Annotated in this window: 14 protein-coding genes; 4 read left to right on the forward strand and 10 right to left on the reverse strand. The window is 54.3% G+C overall.

The window, feature by feature from the left end; all coding sequences use genetic code 11:
* Positions 1 to 69: 69 nt before the first annotated feature.
* The 4 genes from KO503_RS15230 to KO503_RS15245 form a co-directional block, all read right to left on the reverse strand.
* A complete protein-coding gene (locus KO503_RS15230) occupies positions 70 to 1,092 on the reverse strand; it encodes a GGDEF domain-containing protein (protein WP_252731126.1) in 1,023 nt (340 codons plus the stop codon).
* A gap of 3 nt (positions 1,093 to 1,095) precedes the next feature.
* The gene (locus KO503_RS15235; RefSeq protein ID WP_215992412.1) at positions 1,096 to 1,686 is read right to left on the reverse strand and encodes a heme NO-binding domain-containing protein; all 591 of its coding nucleotides are present in this window, start codon (positions 1,684 to 1,686) and stop codon (positions 1,096 to 1,098) included.
* 160 nt (positions 1,687 to 1,846) lie between these two features.
* On the reverse strand, positions 1,847 to 2,542 hold the full coding sequence (locus tag KO503_RS15240) for an HAD family hydrolase (RefSeq protein WP_215992413.1): 696 nt from the start codon (positions 2,540 to 2,542) through the stop codon (positions 1,847 to 1,849).
* Positions 2,533 to 2,811, reverse strand: a complete 279-nt coding sequence (locus tag KO503_RS15245; RefSeq protein ID WP_215992414.1) for a DUF3572 domain-containing protein — start codon at positions 2,809 to 2,811, stop codon at positions 2,533 to 2,535. The genes KO503_RS15240 and KO503_RS15245 overlap by 10 nt, the downstream gene beginning before the upstream one ends.
* Before the next feature lie 121 nt (positions 2,812 to 2,932).
* Here KO503_RS15245 and KO503_RS15250 point away from each other — a divergent pair, with 121 nt between their 5' ends.
* Entirely contained in the window at positions 2,933 to 4,309 is a 1,377-nt protein-coding gene (locus tag KO503_RS15250) for a diguanylate cyclase (RefSeq protein WP_215992415.1), read from the forward strand.
* Between the two features lie 83 nt (positions 4,310 to 4,392).
* Here the strand turns inward: KO503_RS15250 and KO503_RS15255 are convergent, their stop codons facing one another.
* From KO503_RS15255 to KO503_RS15270, 4 genes are all read right to left on the reverse strand, one after another.
* A complete protein-coding gene (locus KO503_RS15255; RefSeq protein WP_215992416.1) occupies positions 4,393 to 4,959 on the reverse strand; it encodes a periplasmic heavy metal sensor in 567 nt (188 codons plus the stop codon).
* A gap of 3 nt (positions 4,960 to 4,962) precedes the next feature.
* Positions 4,963 to 5,394, reverse strand: coding sequence for a dihydroorotate dehydrogenase (locus tag KO503_RS15260; RefSeq protein WP_215992417.1), 432 nt, complete (start codon positions 5,392 to 5,394; stop codon positions 4,963 to 4,965).
* Positions 5,381 to 5,971, reverse strand: a complete 591-nt coding sequence (locus KO503_RS15265) for an RNA polymerase sigma factor (RefSeq protein ID WP_215992418.1) — start codon at positions 5,969 to 5,971, stop codon at positions 5,381 to 5,383. Before KO503_RS15265 ends, KO503_RS15260 begins: the two co-directional genes overlap by 14 nt.
* Before the next feature lie 213 nt (positions 5,972 to 6,184).
* Positions 6,185 to 6,694 carry an EF-hand domain-containing protein gene (locus KO503_RS15270; RefSeq protein WP_215992419.1) on the reverse strand — a complete coding sequence of 170 codons (510 nt, stop codon included), beginning with the start codon at positions 6,692 to 6,694 and terminating at the stop codon, positions 6,185 to 6,187.
* Positions 6,695 to 6,940: 246 nt separating this feature from the next.
* On the opposite strand from KO503_RS15270, the gene KO503_RS15275 reads away from it, so the two are divergent.
* Positions 6,941 to 7,363: a DUF983 domain-containing protein gene (locus KO503_RS15275; RefSeq protein ID WP_215992420.1), complete on the forward strand. Its 423-nt coding sequence runs from the start codon at positions 6,941 to 6,943 to the stop codon at positions 7,361 to 7,363.
* Positions 7,364 to 7,425: 62 nt separating this feature from the next.
* Here the strand turns inward: KO503_RS15275 and KO503_RS15280 are convergent, their stop codons facing one another.
* Both KO503_RS15280 and KO503_RS15285 read right to left on the reverse strand, forming a co-directional pair.
* Positions 7,426 to 7,989, reverse strand: coding sequence for an LNS2 domain-containing protein (locus tag KO503_RS15280; RefSeq protein WP_215992421.1), 564 nt, complete (start codon positions 7,987 to 7,989; stop codon positions 7,426 to 7,428).
* A gap of 207 nt (positions 7,990 to 8,196) precedes the next feature.
* Positions 8,197 to 9,453 (reverse strand): M24 family metallopeptidase, encoded by a 1,257-nt coding sequence (locus tag KO503_RS15285; protein ID WP_215992422.1) that lies wholly within the window; start codon positions 9,451 to 9,453, stop codon positions 8,197 to 8,199.
* Between the two features lie 103 nt (positions 9,454 to 9,556).
* On the opposite strand from KO503_RS15285, the gene KO503_RS15290 reads away from it, so the two are divergent.
* Both KO503_RS15290 and parE read left to right on the forward strand, forming a co-directional pair.
* Positions 9,557 to 10,444 carry a LysR family transcriptional regulator gene (locus KO503_RS15290; protein ID WP_215992423.1) on the forward strand — a complete coding sequence of 296 codons (888 nt, stop codon included), beginning with the start codon at positions 9,557 to 9,559 and terminating at the stop codon, positions 10,442 to 10,444.
* A gap of 274 nt (positions 10,445 to 10,718) precedes the next feature.
* Positions 10,719 to 12,674, forward strand: coding sequence for a DNA topoisomerase IV subunit B (parE, locus tag KO503_RS15295; protein ID WP_215992424.1), 1,956 nt, complete (start codon positions 10,719 to 10,721; stop codon positions 12,672 to 12,674).
* Positions 12,675 to 12,699 lie beyond the last annotated feature (25 nt).

The raw sequence follows: 12,699 nt of genomic DNA on the forward strand, positions 1-12,699 counted from the left end.
CCCTAGGGACTGCCATTGGCCAACACTCCTTGAAAATGAATACTCAAGCCTCAGCAACTGCGGGGCGCTTTAGTGTCGAGATGCAGCCGCGTTGTGGACCACGGTCTCCCCCCCAGCCATGCCCTGTTCAAACATATTGGCGCAGGCACGCCCTTGGTGTTTCGAAGCATACAGCGCCCTGTCCGCATCTTGCATCATTTGGTCTGGATCAATTGCCTCATAGAAATCCGTTGTGGTGATTCCGATAGATCCCGAAATACGGCACACCGTATCGCCAAAAGGCACAGGCACTTGCAACTGGCTGATGATCCGTTTGGCGACCTTCAGCAAGCGGTCCGCCTCTGTCATTTTGTGTAAAATGAGAATGAATTCATCCCCCCCCACACGCGCCACCATATCATCGCCACGCGTTTCTTGGACAAGAATCTTGGCGACCTTTTGCAGCACCGCATCCCCCGCTGCGTGCCCCCAAGTATCATTGACGTCTTTGAAGTAATCCAAATCAAGATGCATCAATGCAAAAGGAAAGGCCCCACGGATCATTCGATCCAGCACATGATCCATCGCACGGCGGTTTTTAAGCCCTGTGAGCGTATCGGTGAATGCCTGCTCTTCAGCGGCCACTTTGGCCCCTTGCAGGCGCATGTTAAGCTGTTTTGTTTCTTCCAAGACCGCGGATTTTGCCTCAACAAGATAAAGCATTTCAACAGCCAAATCCGTGGCCGCGAAGTCACCAGCTGTCAGACGATACGCGCGTACGGAATCGACAACAGATATGCCAAACGACAGGTTGAGCAACAATCCATCACAGCCCGCCACCGGTGTCGCCACGCCTTTAAGAGTCGTAGGCACGCCGTCCTTAAAGGTGAGGTAAAGCTTTTTATCCGTTGGCAGAAGGCGATCGCCTTTTTGACGCCCGTCATCACGCAATTCGAAAACATCAAAAACAGTTTTTTTCAAGAAAGCCGTTTCACTGCGTAGCTTGCACAACGTCGGCCCCACGCCGCAGATCACGCCAGCCGCGTCCAAAATCAGATGCATAGGCATCAACAGATCAAGAGAGGGTTTATCAAAATTGACTACATGCATCATTTTTCAAACCGCCTGTGCAGCAAGATCAAAACTGCGCCCCTCGGCAAAGGATTCTTCCAATAATTGAATATTGATGATTTCTTCACCTGAATCGCGCCACCCTTGGTGTTCCAAGAACACCAGCGCGCCGTAGTCATCCGCCATAGCGCGCATGACGCCCACCATCGCATAACCGAACCCAGGCATCGTATGCAGACAGGTTAAGCTATGCGTCCCGTCAGGGTTTTCAAAAACTTCAAGTTTGGGCACTTCAAGATCTGGCAAAGCGAGGCGTGAGCGCCCTTCGATTTCATTGAGAGAGAACAAGAATTCCCTATATTCATCCCCCCCAAATCGCAGCAGCCTGCGGATCGCTTCCACGTTGGGATGAGACACAAGATAGGTTCCGATGTCTTCCAGCATTGCGTCTACGGGCTTTGACAAATTGCGCGCAGCCGAGGCCAACAGTTTGATGGTGACATCGTCAGGATAATTCAACATGGCTTCGAAGTTATCGAAACCAAGGTCAGCTTGCTCGGCAACATCGGACCAAATCTGTGGCCCGTATGTGTCGCGAAGAAAACATTGAATTGCGCGATTTATCATCCCATGCATAAGCAATAGGCCCTTTTACTTGTACAGGCCTAAGACTACGCGCCACGACTTAATAAAGTACCAAGAGCCACCATTGCATTTCGCAAATAACCTTAAAATGCTGACATATATCCCCTTGCGTCACCCAAAAACAGCATCAAGCCGCCCCAAACAGAGCATCTTATGCAAAGAATGCAGCGATTTCGGCCACATCCTGCACCACAATGTCAGCCCAAGGTGTCAAATCTGCGCGGCTTGCGGTTCCGGTCAGCACGCCAATCGTTTGCATCCCCGCCGCGCGTCCTGCGCGCAAGTCGTGCAAACTGTCCCCCACCATCACAGTGCGCGCAGGATCGACCCCCAGCGCCATGGCGGCAGCCAAACAGCCATCAGGCGCAGGTTTGCTGCCAAAGCCGCTGTCGAACCCGATCACCACATCAAAAGCGTCTTGCACACCAGCGTGTTGCAGATGATCCCGCCCGACCTGTTCGAAATCATTGGTCACCACACCCATTTTGATCTGATGCGTTTGAAATATCTGTAGAGACCTGTCCAAATCGCGCACAGGCACGGGCACAGCGACATCCATTTTCGACATCATGCGGGTTAAAATATCTTCTTCGCTCAAATCTGGAAAAATCGGCTTAAGCCGTTCTATTTGCTCATCAGGTGTACTGGACACGGCAAAGCCATCGGCCAAAAATTGCCCCTGCGCGATATCAAAGCCCAAGACACCGGCCACAGCCTGCGCCACGGCTGCATCGTCTTGCGCCAAACGATCAATCACGGCGGCAGCCCAAGGCGACCACGACTTTTGAAAATCAAAAAGGGTGCCGTCTTTGTCGAACAAAATCGCGCGAACTGATGTTATGTCCAATGGATGTCCTCCCCGCCGGGCAACGCCTGTCGGGCGCGTACAACGTCATAAGGGTCTATCGATGCATTCTGGGCGAAATCGTTAACCCATTCATCATTCATCATAACGAACTCCAGAACGGCAGCCAAAAGCTCTGGTTCACTGGCCCGATTGCGCAGATCATCTTCGCCAAGTCCCGTAGACCCAAGAAAAACAGGCAAAAGCTCTTCGTTCCCGACCAACCAGACCAGAATTTTAAGGGCGAGAATCTCGGCGGAATTTTGCTGCATGTGTGGATAACTCCTTGGGGCTGGAAACCCTTTATTAACCTTTGAGGCTCATTTTAAACGCATATCTTAACAAAAGATGCGTCCCAATAAACATCGCATATCATAGATTTCCGAGGGCACAATGGCAGGACGGATTCTCATCGTGGACAATGTCCCGACGAACCGCATTATTCTGAAAGTAAAGCTGTCATCCGCCTTCTACGAGGTGATACAGGCGGCATCTGGCCACGACGCTGTGCTGTGCGCAGGCGAATGCCAGCCTGACATCATCATCCTTGATACTGATCTTGGGGATATGAGCGCCCATGACGCCTGTGCCCAATTGAAAGCCGGCCTAGCCACACGCCATATTCCGGTTCTAATCGCCACGCCCGCAGGCGATACCGAGGCCAAAATCGCGGCGCTCAAAGCGGGCGCGGACGAATTTTTGGCCAAACCGATTGACGAGTTGACATTGACTGCCCGCGTGCGCGCCCTCATGCGTGCGCGCGCGACCACAGATGAATTGCGCAGGCGTGACGAGACCGCGCGGTCTTTCGGTTTTGCCGAAGTGGCCTTTAATTTTGCAATACCCGGCAAAATAGCCCTTGTTGGGCGCACGGCGGAAGATGCGATGATTTGGCGTGCAGGATTGCGAGGCTTGGTCTCCGATGACATAGAAATCATCGCCGCCGATCACCTGCTGGAAACCATCGCGGGGGGCAATGCCGCAGATATCTATGTGATTTCCAGCGACACATTTGATGACACAAGCGGGTTGCGTATGATCGCGGATATTCGCGCACGCCCGAACACCCGCTTTGCGGGGATCATTGTTGTGCATGGCCTGCAAAATCGCAAAGAAGCGGTCATGGCGCTTGATCTGGGAGCGAACGACATCATCACCCGCGGCGCAGACCCCGAAGAATTGGCCCTGCGTCTGCGGTTGCAAATGCGGCGCAAAAAAGAAGCCGATGCGCTGCGCACCTCAGTGGACGAAGGTCTGCGGTTGGCGATGATTGATCCGCTGACGGGGCTATACAATCGGCGCTACGCCCTGCCCCATATGACGCAAATTTCACAAGAATCGTCCAAATCAGGTCAAAATTTTGCGATCATGCTGATTGATTTGGACCGTTTCAAGACCATCAACGACACCTTTGGTCACTGCATTGGCGATGAGGTCTTGATCGAGGTGGCCAAACGGTTGCGCAACACCCTGCGCGGCATTGATTTGGTCGCACGCTTTGGTGGCGAAGAATTTTTGGTCTGTATGCCGATGACCACATTGGTCGATGCGCGCTCTGCCGCAGAACGCCTGCGCGCCGCGATTTGTGGCACGCCTGTCACGCAGACCGCGAACGGCACGCTTGTGTCGGTGTCAGCCTCGATCGGGCTGTCCATGGGCGGCGATACAAATGCGTCGATCGAGACGCTAATGGAGATATCGGATCGTGCGCTCTATGACGCAAAAGCCGAAGGTCGCAATCAAGTGACCCTCGGCTCTCATGCTGCGTGACCGCAACGGCACTGCCTCAACGCAGCGTTTTTCTCAACGTAAGATTGCGACCTCGTTTAGGGCTCAACCGGTACGCTTGGTGTTTATGGTTGCGCCTTGGGTTTGGGCTTGGGCTTGGCATCAGGGCCTCCATCAGGGCCAGCATCATGGCGCGGCGGGCGTTTGAGCGCTTGATCCAAACGCACCGCATAGGCAGCCCGTGCCTCAGGCGTCATCATCGCCACATGATCGACAATCACAGACGCCCCGATGTTTTGCTTTTCAGCCAAATCATTGAGCTGTGCCAGCATTGCGCCTTGGAACAAATCTGCGTCAAACGGCTCGGCCTTGAGTGCGTCCAAAATCGCCTCGAACTTTTCTTGTGCACCCGCACGGGCCTTGGCAGGGCCGCCCGCTTTGCTGATAAAATTACGGCCGATATCGCGGCGTGCATCTCTATCCAAGGCGGACACATAGGGCCCGAACCCAAAGTCACGGGTCTGCATGGCACGTGCACGAGCATCACCAGAGGCACCGCCACGTTCACCACCGCGCAAAGCAGCCCCCGCCACCAGCCCCACGACTGCCAAGTTCACCGCCAAAGACAGGATCAAGATGAGGCGCATACGCCGTGATCCGCTTGGCTTTTTCTGAATATTCGCGTCGCTCATAGTCTACCCTTCCGCTGCCAAGTCATAAAAGCTTGGCACCAAATCATCGAGCGCATAGCTCGTGGTCTCTATACTGGCACCCGCCGACTGCGCGACCGCGGTGCCGCCCCATGTTCCAGAGGCCAAATCCGTCACAGTTGTGGGCGCGCCCAAGCCGATGGCCAACCCCATAACTGTGGCTGTGGCCAAACCCGCGCCACCGCGCCAGCCGCCGACACTGTCCAACAGATTTGCAAACCAAGACTTGCGTACAGGCTGCGCGGGCTTGGATCTTGCCCAATCTGGCAGACCTGCTCCACTTGCCTCTTGCACGGAATCCGCATCGGCCAGAACCCGCGCCATAAAGGCGTCAGACGGCACCGGTGCATCCGATTGCGCATCCGCAAACAGAGTATCTAGATCAGCATCACTGAGAAAATCTTCACGCTGTGTCATCTTCAAACCCCAATGTTTCGCGCTGATCTGCCAAAGCCTTGGCCAGCGCCCGTTTGCCGCGCGCGGTCAAACTTTCGACCGCCTCGACACCAATCTCTAAAACCTGCGCGATTTCTGGGTTCGATAACCCCTCGATATGGCGCAGAACGACGGCTTCTCTTTGCCGGTCTGGTAAAGTGTGCAACGCCGCATCCAGCGCTGCCACCCGTTGTTTTTGCATCAAAACCGCATCTTGTGACGGTTTGCCGTCTTCGGGTTCTGCGACCTCATCCAAACCCGTGCCGCGTTTTTTGCGCAACCGGTCGGTGCATAGGTTGGTCACCACACGGTACAACCACGTCGTCACCTTAGCCTCGCCTGTGCGCCACTCAGGGGCGATTTTCCACAAGCGCATCATCGCATCTTGCGCGACATCTTCGGCCTCGGCACGATCTTTCAACAACCGCGCCGCATAACCGATCACCCGAGGTGCGTGGCGATCTGTTAAAACCCGCGCAGCCAAACGGTCACCGTTGCCAAAGGCAATCAGCAATGCGTCGTCAGACGTGTCATTTTGGGCGTCAAAAGGCATATCCATTCCTATCAGACGTAGCCTGCGATGAGATCGGCGTCCATGGTCAGTTTTATCCTATGACCTGTGCCAGGTCTTAAAGTCTTGCGCAGTTTTACGCTTTTGTCGTCTTCACGCATTTGTCGTCAATGTGATCAGGGCGCTGACGCCCCGACCTGTGTTATATAGACCTATCAGAGTTAAGGCTTACCTGACTTTAGCAAGTCCGATCACGCGAGATCAATTGTCGTCGCTGTCGTGATCGTGGTCGCCACCTTTATGGTGCTTGCCGCCTTTGCCTTTGCTGTGACCGTGATGGCCTGCTGCAAATTCTTCAGCCGACAAAACGCCGTCGCCATTGGTGTCCAGACGCTCGAAAGGTGATTTTTTCGCCATCGCGTCCATTTCAGCGGCAGAGACTTCGCCATCGCCATCTGTGTCCATACGAGAGATCATTTTCTCGATCCGCTTGGTTTGACGTTCAGCCTTTTTGCCTTTAGCAGCGGCGGCCATTTCCTCAGCAGACAATGATCCGTTGCCGTCTGTATCTGTTTCGGCAAAACGAGCCGCTTTATGCGCGTCCATTTCCTCTTGGGTCACTTGACCATCACCATTCGTATCAAACATTTCGATACTTGGCATTTTGCCACCACGGCGATCCATATCTTTTTCGCCTTGCGCAAAGCTTGCAGCAGAGGAACCAATGACAGCGATCAAAGCAACTGCAGAGATGAGTGTAGTACGTTTCATAAGATATAATCCTTATCTGTTATCCATGCGCTCCGCTGTGTGTGTCAGTGCTGAGCGCTTATAATAGTAAAACGCGCCACCTTTCGTTTTCCGTCGCGGGGCGGATAAAAAAGTTATGACAGCGGATTTGGCATGCCGTGTGACGCGACAACCGGACGCAACGACAATCTGTCCTCTATTTCGTAAGGTAGTCCTCTTATAAAGATGTCATAAGCAAAACGATCTATGATCCAAAAGGCACGTCGCATGACTGATACAGCTCTTCACGCATCCACCAAACCCACTGCCAGAGATTTGCCTGAGCGCGAGATGAAAACCGCCTTGTTGCGCGGTTGGAAACGCCGCTGCCCATCCTGCGGCAACGGGCCGATGCTCAAAGGCTATCTTAAAGTGCGTTCCGAGTGCCCCGTGTGCCAAGAACAGCTTCATCACCACCGCGCGGATGATGGTCCACCCTATTTGACTATTTTGATCGTGGGCCATTTGATGGCGCCAACCATGGGCTGGTATTATGTGGAATTTCGCCCCGAACCTTTGGTGATGCTCGCAGTCTTTGCGGCCGGCACCGTGGCCTTGTCTTTGTTTTTGTTGCCACGTTTCAAAGGGGCTATCGTGGCGTTCCAATGGGCCAAACGTATGGGCGGATTTGGCGACAACAAAGGCGACTGATCGCGCCCCTTTTTTCAACGCCCCCCGCACATGTTACGCCGCGCCTTTTTGACAGGTGCGGCCTATTCGGCCAGAATGTCAGCAATGGTTTGGCGCAGGTCTTCCCATCCGCCATAGCACCCCTGCCACACACCCGCTTGACAGCCCGCAGCCCCGCGCCGACGCAGTGCGTAAATGCGATCATGCGGCACGCCTGCATAAACATAGGCGTTGAAATCAGAGGTAGAATCACCAAAAGCAGCCGTAAAGCTCCAGCCGTGATCGGCGTAAGCTTTCAAAACACGCTTTTTAAAGGCCCCCGTATCAAGCCGGTCTTCGCGGCTTTCCGTCATGTGCAATTGACCGTCTGGAAAGCCGTGCTTGTCCAACCAATCACTGACGCCAGATTGCAACAAGCGTACCCGCGCGGAAATATAAACGATATCGAAACCCGCATCGAAAAAGGCCTTTACCGCCTCAGCAGCGCCCTGACGTGGCGTGCGCACAGACAAAATCGATGGCGTCAGCGTGCCGTCTATATCAAAGACAACAGCCTTGCGTTCACCATGCACAGCCGCATCCAGCGATGCCAAAGCCTGCGCTGCGATCCGTTCTGCAGAAGAGATGATCCCCTTAGATCGCCGCATCAGTTTTTGTGTCCTTGTTCGATTCAATTCCAAGCCTAATGACACACCCGCGCACGAGTTTCTAGAAAGACTTTTAAAACAAGTGAAATGGCTGCGCGATTAGCCTCTTTCGACGGCATCATATTTACTCTTGCGCAACCACAGCTAAAGTCAGCAATGAGTCCTCTTTGCCGATTGCCTGCTATTTCAAGTCGACGAACGCGAGTGTCACTTTAGCAGGTCGTCCTCAAACGGGAAGCGCGACAACAGCTCAATGCCAGTGTCTGTTACCAGAACCTGCTGCTCCAGCTTCACGCCTTCCTTGCCGCCAGCCTCACCAATATAGCTTTCCACACAAAGCGTCATACCAGCGACGATTTCGCCGTCATAACCCGCATCGGGAAAATCACCTTTGTGGTAAAGATACGGATACTCTCCTGTCATGCCGCAGCCGTGCGCAGAGAGGTAGTAACGGTTTTGGTAAAACTTCTGCGGAATGTCCCACGCACGCTCGGCATAGTCGCGAAAACTCATGCCCGCATGAATGATGCCCATGTTGCTAAGCACCTGCTCGTGCGCAACTTTGTAGAGCTCGCGCTGAGTGTCGGTGGGCTTGCCCGGCCCGGAATGGAACGTGCGCGAGAAATCGGAGTAGTAGCCGTGGCAACCGACAACATCGGTGTCCAGCGCGATCAATTCATTCTCGCCGATCACATTGCTGGATGTTTCTTGAAACCACGGGTTAGACCGATCGCCCGCATTCAACAGGCGAGTTTCACAGTAATCCGCATTCTGCGCGATCACAGACTGGTGCAGCACTGACCACAGTTCATTTTCGGTCATTCCGGGTCGAATGGCGGCGCGCAATTTGGCGACTCCGTTTTCCGTGGCCCGCAATGACGCATTGATGCATTTCATTTCTTCGCTTGATTTGACTGCACGGGCCATTTCGACGGGCTGCTGTGCGTCAACGATGTTGAGACCACATTCCTTTAACGCGATGGCGGTCCCTGCATTCAAGCGTTCCAGTCCAACCGTCGCACCGGCCCCAACCAACTCGCAGATGAGGTCGTTCATCTCAGTGGCCCATGCTTTTTCACGCGTCGCAATCTCAGGCCCAGCAGCGACAAAGCTGGCGGTTTTTGAGGGACGGACTTCATCGATGGTTTCGTAGCCTTCGCCAAGATGCAGGCAGCCCGTAAATTCGAACAAGATGGACCTATCAGCAGTCAAAAGCAGATAGCGTGAAGGGGCATTGCGTTGGCAAAACACCTGCATGTTCCGCGATCCAGTTGCGTATCGAATGTTGATCGGGTCTGACAAGATCACGGCATCGACGCCGTAACGTTTCATCTCTTGGCGCACACGTCCAAGCCGGTAGAGGCGGATCGCCTTCAGATCGATGCCTTCACTTTCCGGTGCGCGGTCAAGAAGGGCGATGCCTGCCAAATCACTGCGCTCTGCGTGCCAATCGAAATTTGCCATCGGGTGCTCTCCTGCGGTTGTTCTCTCCCTTGATAGATAACTAATGCGGAACGCGCGCATACTAAACGCTTGAAAAATTCGGGCTATTGCATAACCATGAGTTATGAATAAGCTTAGAAAACAACTTCCGCCGCTTGATACGCTCGTTTTTTTTGAAGCGGTGATACGCAAGGGCAGCTTCACGTCTGCCTCGTCCGAGCTTTATGTCTCGCAAGCCGCTGTCAGCAAACGTATCCGGCAGCTTGAAGACTGGTTGGGCACGCCGCTGTTTGAGCGCAGCACGCGCAGCCTCAACCCCACACCGGCTGGCGAAGCGCTCGCCGAACCTGTTACCATGGCTCTCGACTATTTGCGGACATCACTTGATAGTTTCAGATCCCCTGCGCACCCCTCCGTTAGAATTGCGGCCAATAATGCGGTCTCCATGTTCTGGCTATTCCCGCGCCTCAAAGCGTTTACCTTTAGTCAGGTCTCTTGTCCGGTTGAAACCGTTGTCACTGACGATCCCTCAAACCTGTTGGCCGCCGATAACGATCTAGCCATCATCTACGCCAGTGGCCCTCCCGAGGGTTGGACGGGACATAAATTGATGGATGAGGAACTGGCACCGGTTTCGTCGCCCAGTGGCGTTCAACAATACCGCGAGAATCCCCAAAGCATGCCGCTGCTTGAGTATGAACGACATGCACCCGACTGGATCAACTGGGATGTCTGGGCAAAGCGTCATACGTCATCGCCACTGATGCAGCTGCCGCGAGTTGTTTGCCAAACTTACGGTCAGTCCATCGGGCGGGCGATTGCGGGCGAAGGCATTGCTTTGGCCAGCTGCACCTTGCTGCGCGAAGAACTCGCGTCTAGCGCGCTCCTTCCGCTTGGTGAGGAGCGGCACAGAACTGGGAAGGGATACTTCTTGGTGCAGAGCACAAACCGAACTGGCCAGAAGGGCGTGGATGAACTGGTTAAATTTCTATCGGACGCAAGTATCATGTAGACTTGACCAAATGGCGCAAGCGCAGCGAAAGCTCACTTTGTCCGCTTAGCCGACATTAAAGGCCTGCAAAATCAGAGGCCATGGCAAAATCTCTCGTCCGAACGTCACAAACTGTACCCCCTGATCTGGCCCCTGCCCCTAATGCCCTTTGATTTGAATGCGCATTCCCCGCATCTCCTTCCACATCTCCCGCAGCCTACATCTTGCGGTTTTGGTACTTGAGTGGTCTAATCCTATCCCAAAGAGCAAACACCAAGAATCGAGCACAGTGCCAATGTCCGACGATCTCCTCGCAGGGGCCACCCCCGCCTACGACGCCTCCTCCATCGAAGTTCTAGAAGGCCTAGAGCCCGTGCGCAAACGCCCCGGTATGTATATCGGCGGCACGGATGAGCGCGCTTTGCACCACCTTGTGGCCGAGATCCTCGACAACTCTATGGACGAAGCCGTCGCAGGCCACGCCAATCGCATCGAGATGACCCTGCACGCGGATTTTTCCATCACCATCACCGACAATGGCCGTGGTATTCCGATCGATCCGCACCCGAAATTCCCTGACAAATCCGCTTTGGAAGTCATCCTGTGTACGCTTCACGCGGGCGGTAAGTTTTCAGGCGATGCCTATGCCACCTCTGGCGGTTTGCACGGGGTTGGCTCCTCTGTTGTCAATGCTCTGTCCGACAGTTTGGTCGTGCAAGTCGCGAAAAACAAAGAACTCTATGAACAACGTTTCTCGCGCGGCATCCCTTTAGGCCCCGTTGAAAAAATCGGATCCGCCCCCAACAAGCGCGGCACTTTCGTGACATTTCACGCCGATGAGCAAATCTTTGGCAAGCACCGGTTCAAACCCAAACGCCTGTTCCAATTGGCGCGCTCCAAGGCTTTCTTGTTCTCTGGCGTTGAAATCCGTTGGAAGACCGAAATCGATGACGGCGAGACGCCCACGCAGGCCACTTTCCACTTCCCTGGTGGCCTTGCCGATTACTTGAATGAGACCCTTGGCAAATCCATGACCTATGCCGATGCGCCCTTCGCGGGCACCGTTGAATTTCAGCCGCGCTTTGGTGTGCCGGGCAAGGTTGAATGGGCCGTCAACTGGACGCCCTCGCGTGATGGTTTCATGCAATCCTATTGTAACACCGTGCCCACGCCTGAGGGCGGCACCCATGAGGGCGGCTTTTGGTCCGCCATTCTCAAAGGCATCCGCGCTTACGGCGACCTTGTGGGCAATAAAAAGTCCAAAGACATCACCCGCGAGGACCTGATCACCGGCGGCTGCGCTTTGGTGTCTTGTTTCATCCGCGAGCCTGAGTTTGTCGGCCAAACCAAAGACCGCCTTGCCACCGCTGATGCCGCGCGTCTGGTGGAAAACGCTGTGCGTGACCACTTTGACAACTGGCTGGCCGCTGACACCAAATCCGCGGGCGCTATCCTTGATTTCCTTGTGCTGCGCTCAGAAGAACGCCTGCGTCGCCGCCAAGAAAAAGAAACCCAGCGCAAAACAGCCACCAAAAAGCTGCGTCTTCCGGGCAAGCTCACCGATTGTACGTCAAAAGACCGCTCTGGCACCGAACTGTTCATTGTGGAGGGCGACTCTGCGGGCGGCTCAGCAAAAGGCGCGCGCAAACGCGAGACCCAAGCCCTTTTGCCGCTCAAAGGTAAAATCCTTAACGTGCTTGGCGCTGCTTCTAACAAGCTGAATACAAACCAAGAAATCAATGACCTCTGCGAAGCCTTGGGCGTTGGCATGGGCACGCGGTTCAACGTCGAAGACCTGCGCTACGACAAAATCATCATCATGACCGATGCGGATGTCGATGGCGCACATATCGCCGCTTTGCTGATGACATTCTTCTTTACCCAGATGCGCCCCTTGATCGACCAAGGGCACTTGTACCTCGCCTGCCCGCCGCTCTACCGCCTCACCCAAGGGGCCAAACGGATGTACGTGACGGATGATGCGGAAAAAGACCTCTGGATGGACAAAGGCCTTGGCGGCAAAGGCAAAATCGACGTGCAGCGGTTCAAAGGACTTGGCGAAATGGATGCCAAGGATTTGAAAGAAACGACAATGGACCCAAAGACGCGGAAATTAATTCGCGTGACCATTGACGAAGACACCCCCGGAGAAACCGGTGATCTGGTTGAGCGGTTGATGGGTAAAAAACCGGAGCTGCGGTTCCAATATATTCAAGCGAATGCGCAATTTGCTGAGGAATTGGATGTGTAAGGGATTCTCGAAAGTATTACCTTCG

This window comes from Pacificibacter marinus, assembly GCF_018860505.1.
Classification (GTDB): domain Bacteria; phylum Pseudomonadota; class Alphaproteobacteria; order Rhodobacterales; family Rhodobacteraceae; genus Celeribacter; species Celeribacter marinus_B.

What these genes read in the sequence shown, in the direction of transcription:
- KO503_RS15260 (WP_215992417.1), bottom strand. Translation starts at nt 5,394, where the DNA reads ATGACACAGCGTGAAGATTTTCTCAGTGATGCTGATCTAGATACTCTG.
- parE (WP_215992424.1), top strand. Translation starts at nt 10,719, where the DNA reads ATGTCCGACGATCTCCTCGCAGGGGCCACCCCCGCCTACGACGCCTCC.
- KO503_RS15255 (WP_215992416.1), bottom strand. Translation starts at nt 4,959, where the DNA reads ATGAGCGACGCGAATATTCAGAAAAAGCCAAGCGGATCACGGCGTATG.
- KO503_RS15265 (WP_215992418.1), bottom strand. Translation starts at nt 5,971, where the DNA reads ATGGATATGCCTTTTGACGCCCAAAATGACACGTCTGACGACGCATTG.
- KO503_RS15250 (WP_215992415.1), top strand. Translation starts at nt 2,933, where the DNA reads ATGGCAGGACGGATTCTCATCGTGGACAATGTCCCGACGAACCGCATT.
- KO503_RS15245 (WP_215992414.1), bottom strand. Translation starts at nt 2,811, where the DNA reads ATGCAGCAAAATTCCGCCGAGATTCTCGCCCTTAAAATTCTGGTCTGG.
- KO503_RS15270 (WP_215992419.1), bottom strand. Translation starts at nt 6,694, where the DNA reads ATGAAACGTACTACACTCATCTCTGCAGTTGCTTTGATCGCTGTCATT.
- KO503_RS15280 (WP_215992421.1), bottom strand. Translation starts at nt 7,989, where the DNA reads ATGCGGCGATCTAAGGGGATCATCTCTTCTGCAGAACGGATCGCAGCG.
- KO503_RS15235 (WP_215992412.1), bottom strand. Translation starts at nt 1,686, where the DNA reads ATGCATGGGATGATAAATCGCGCAATTCAATGTTTTCTTCGCGACACA.
- KO503_RS15290 (WP_215992423.1), top strand. Translation starts at nt 9,557, where the DNA reads ATGAATAAGCTTAGAAAACAACTTCCGCCGCTTGATACGCTCGTTTTT.
- KO503_RS15285 (WP_215992422.1), bottom strand. Translation starts at nt 9,453, where the DNA reads ATGGCAAATTTCGATTGGCACGCAGAGCGCAGTGATTTGGCAGGCATC.
- KO503_RS15230 (WP_252731126.1), bottom strand. Translation starts at nt 1,092, where the DNA reads ATGATGCATGTAGTCAATTTTGATAAACCCTCTCTTGATCTGTTGATG.
- KO503_RS15275 (WP_215992420.1), top strand. Translation starts at nt 6,941, where the DNA reads ATGACTGATACAGCTCTTCACGCATCCACCAAACCCACTGCCAGAGAT.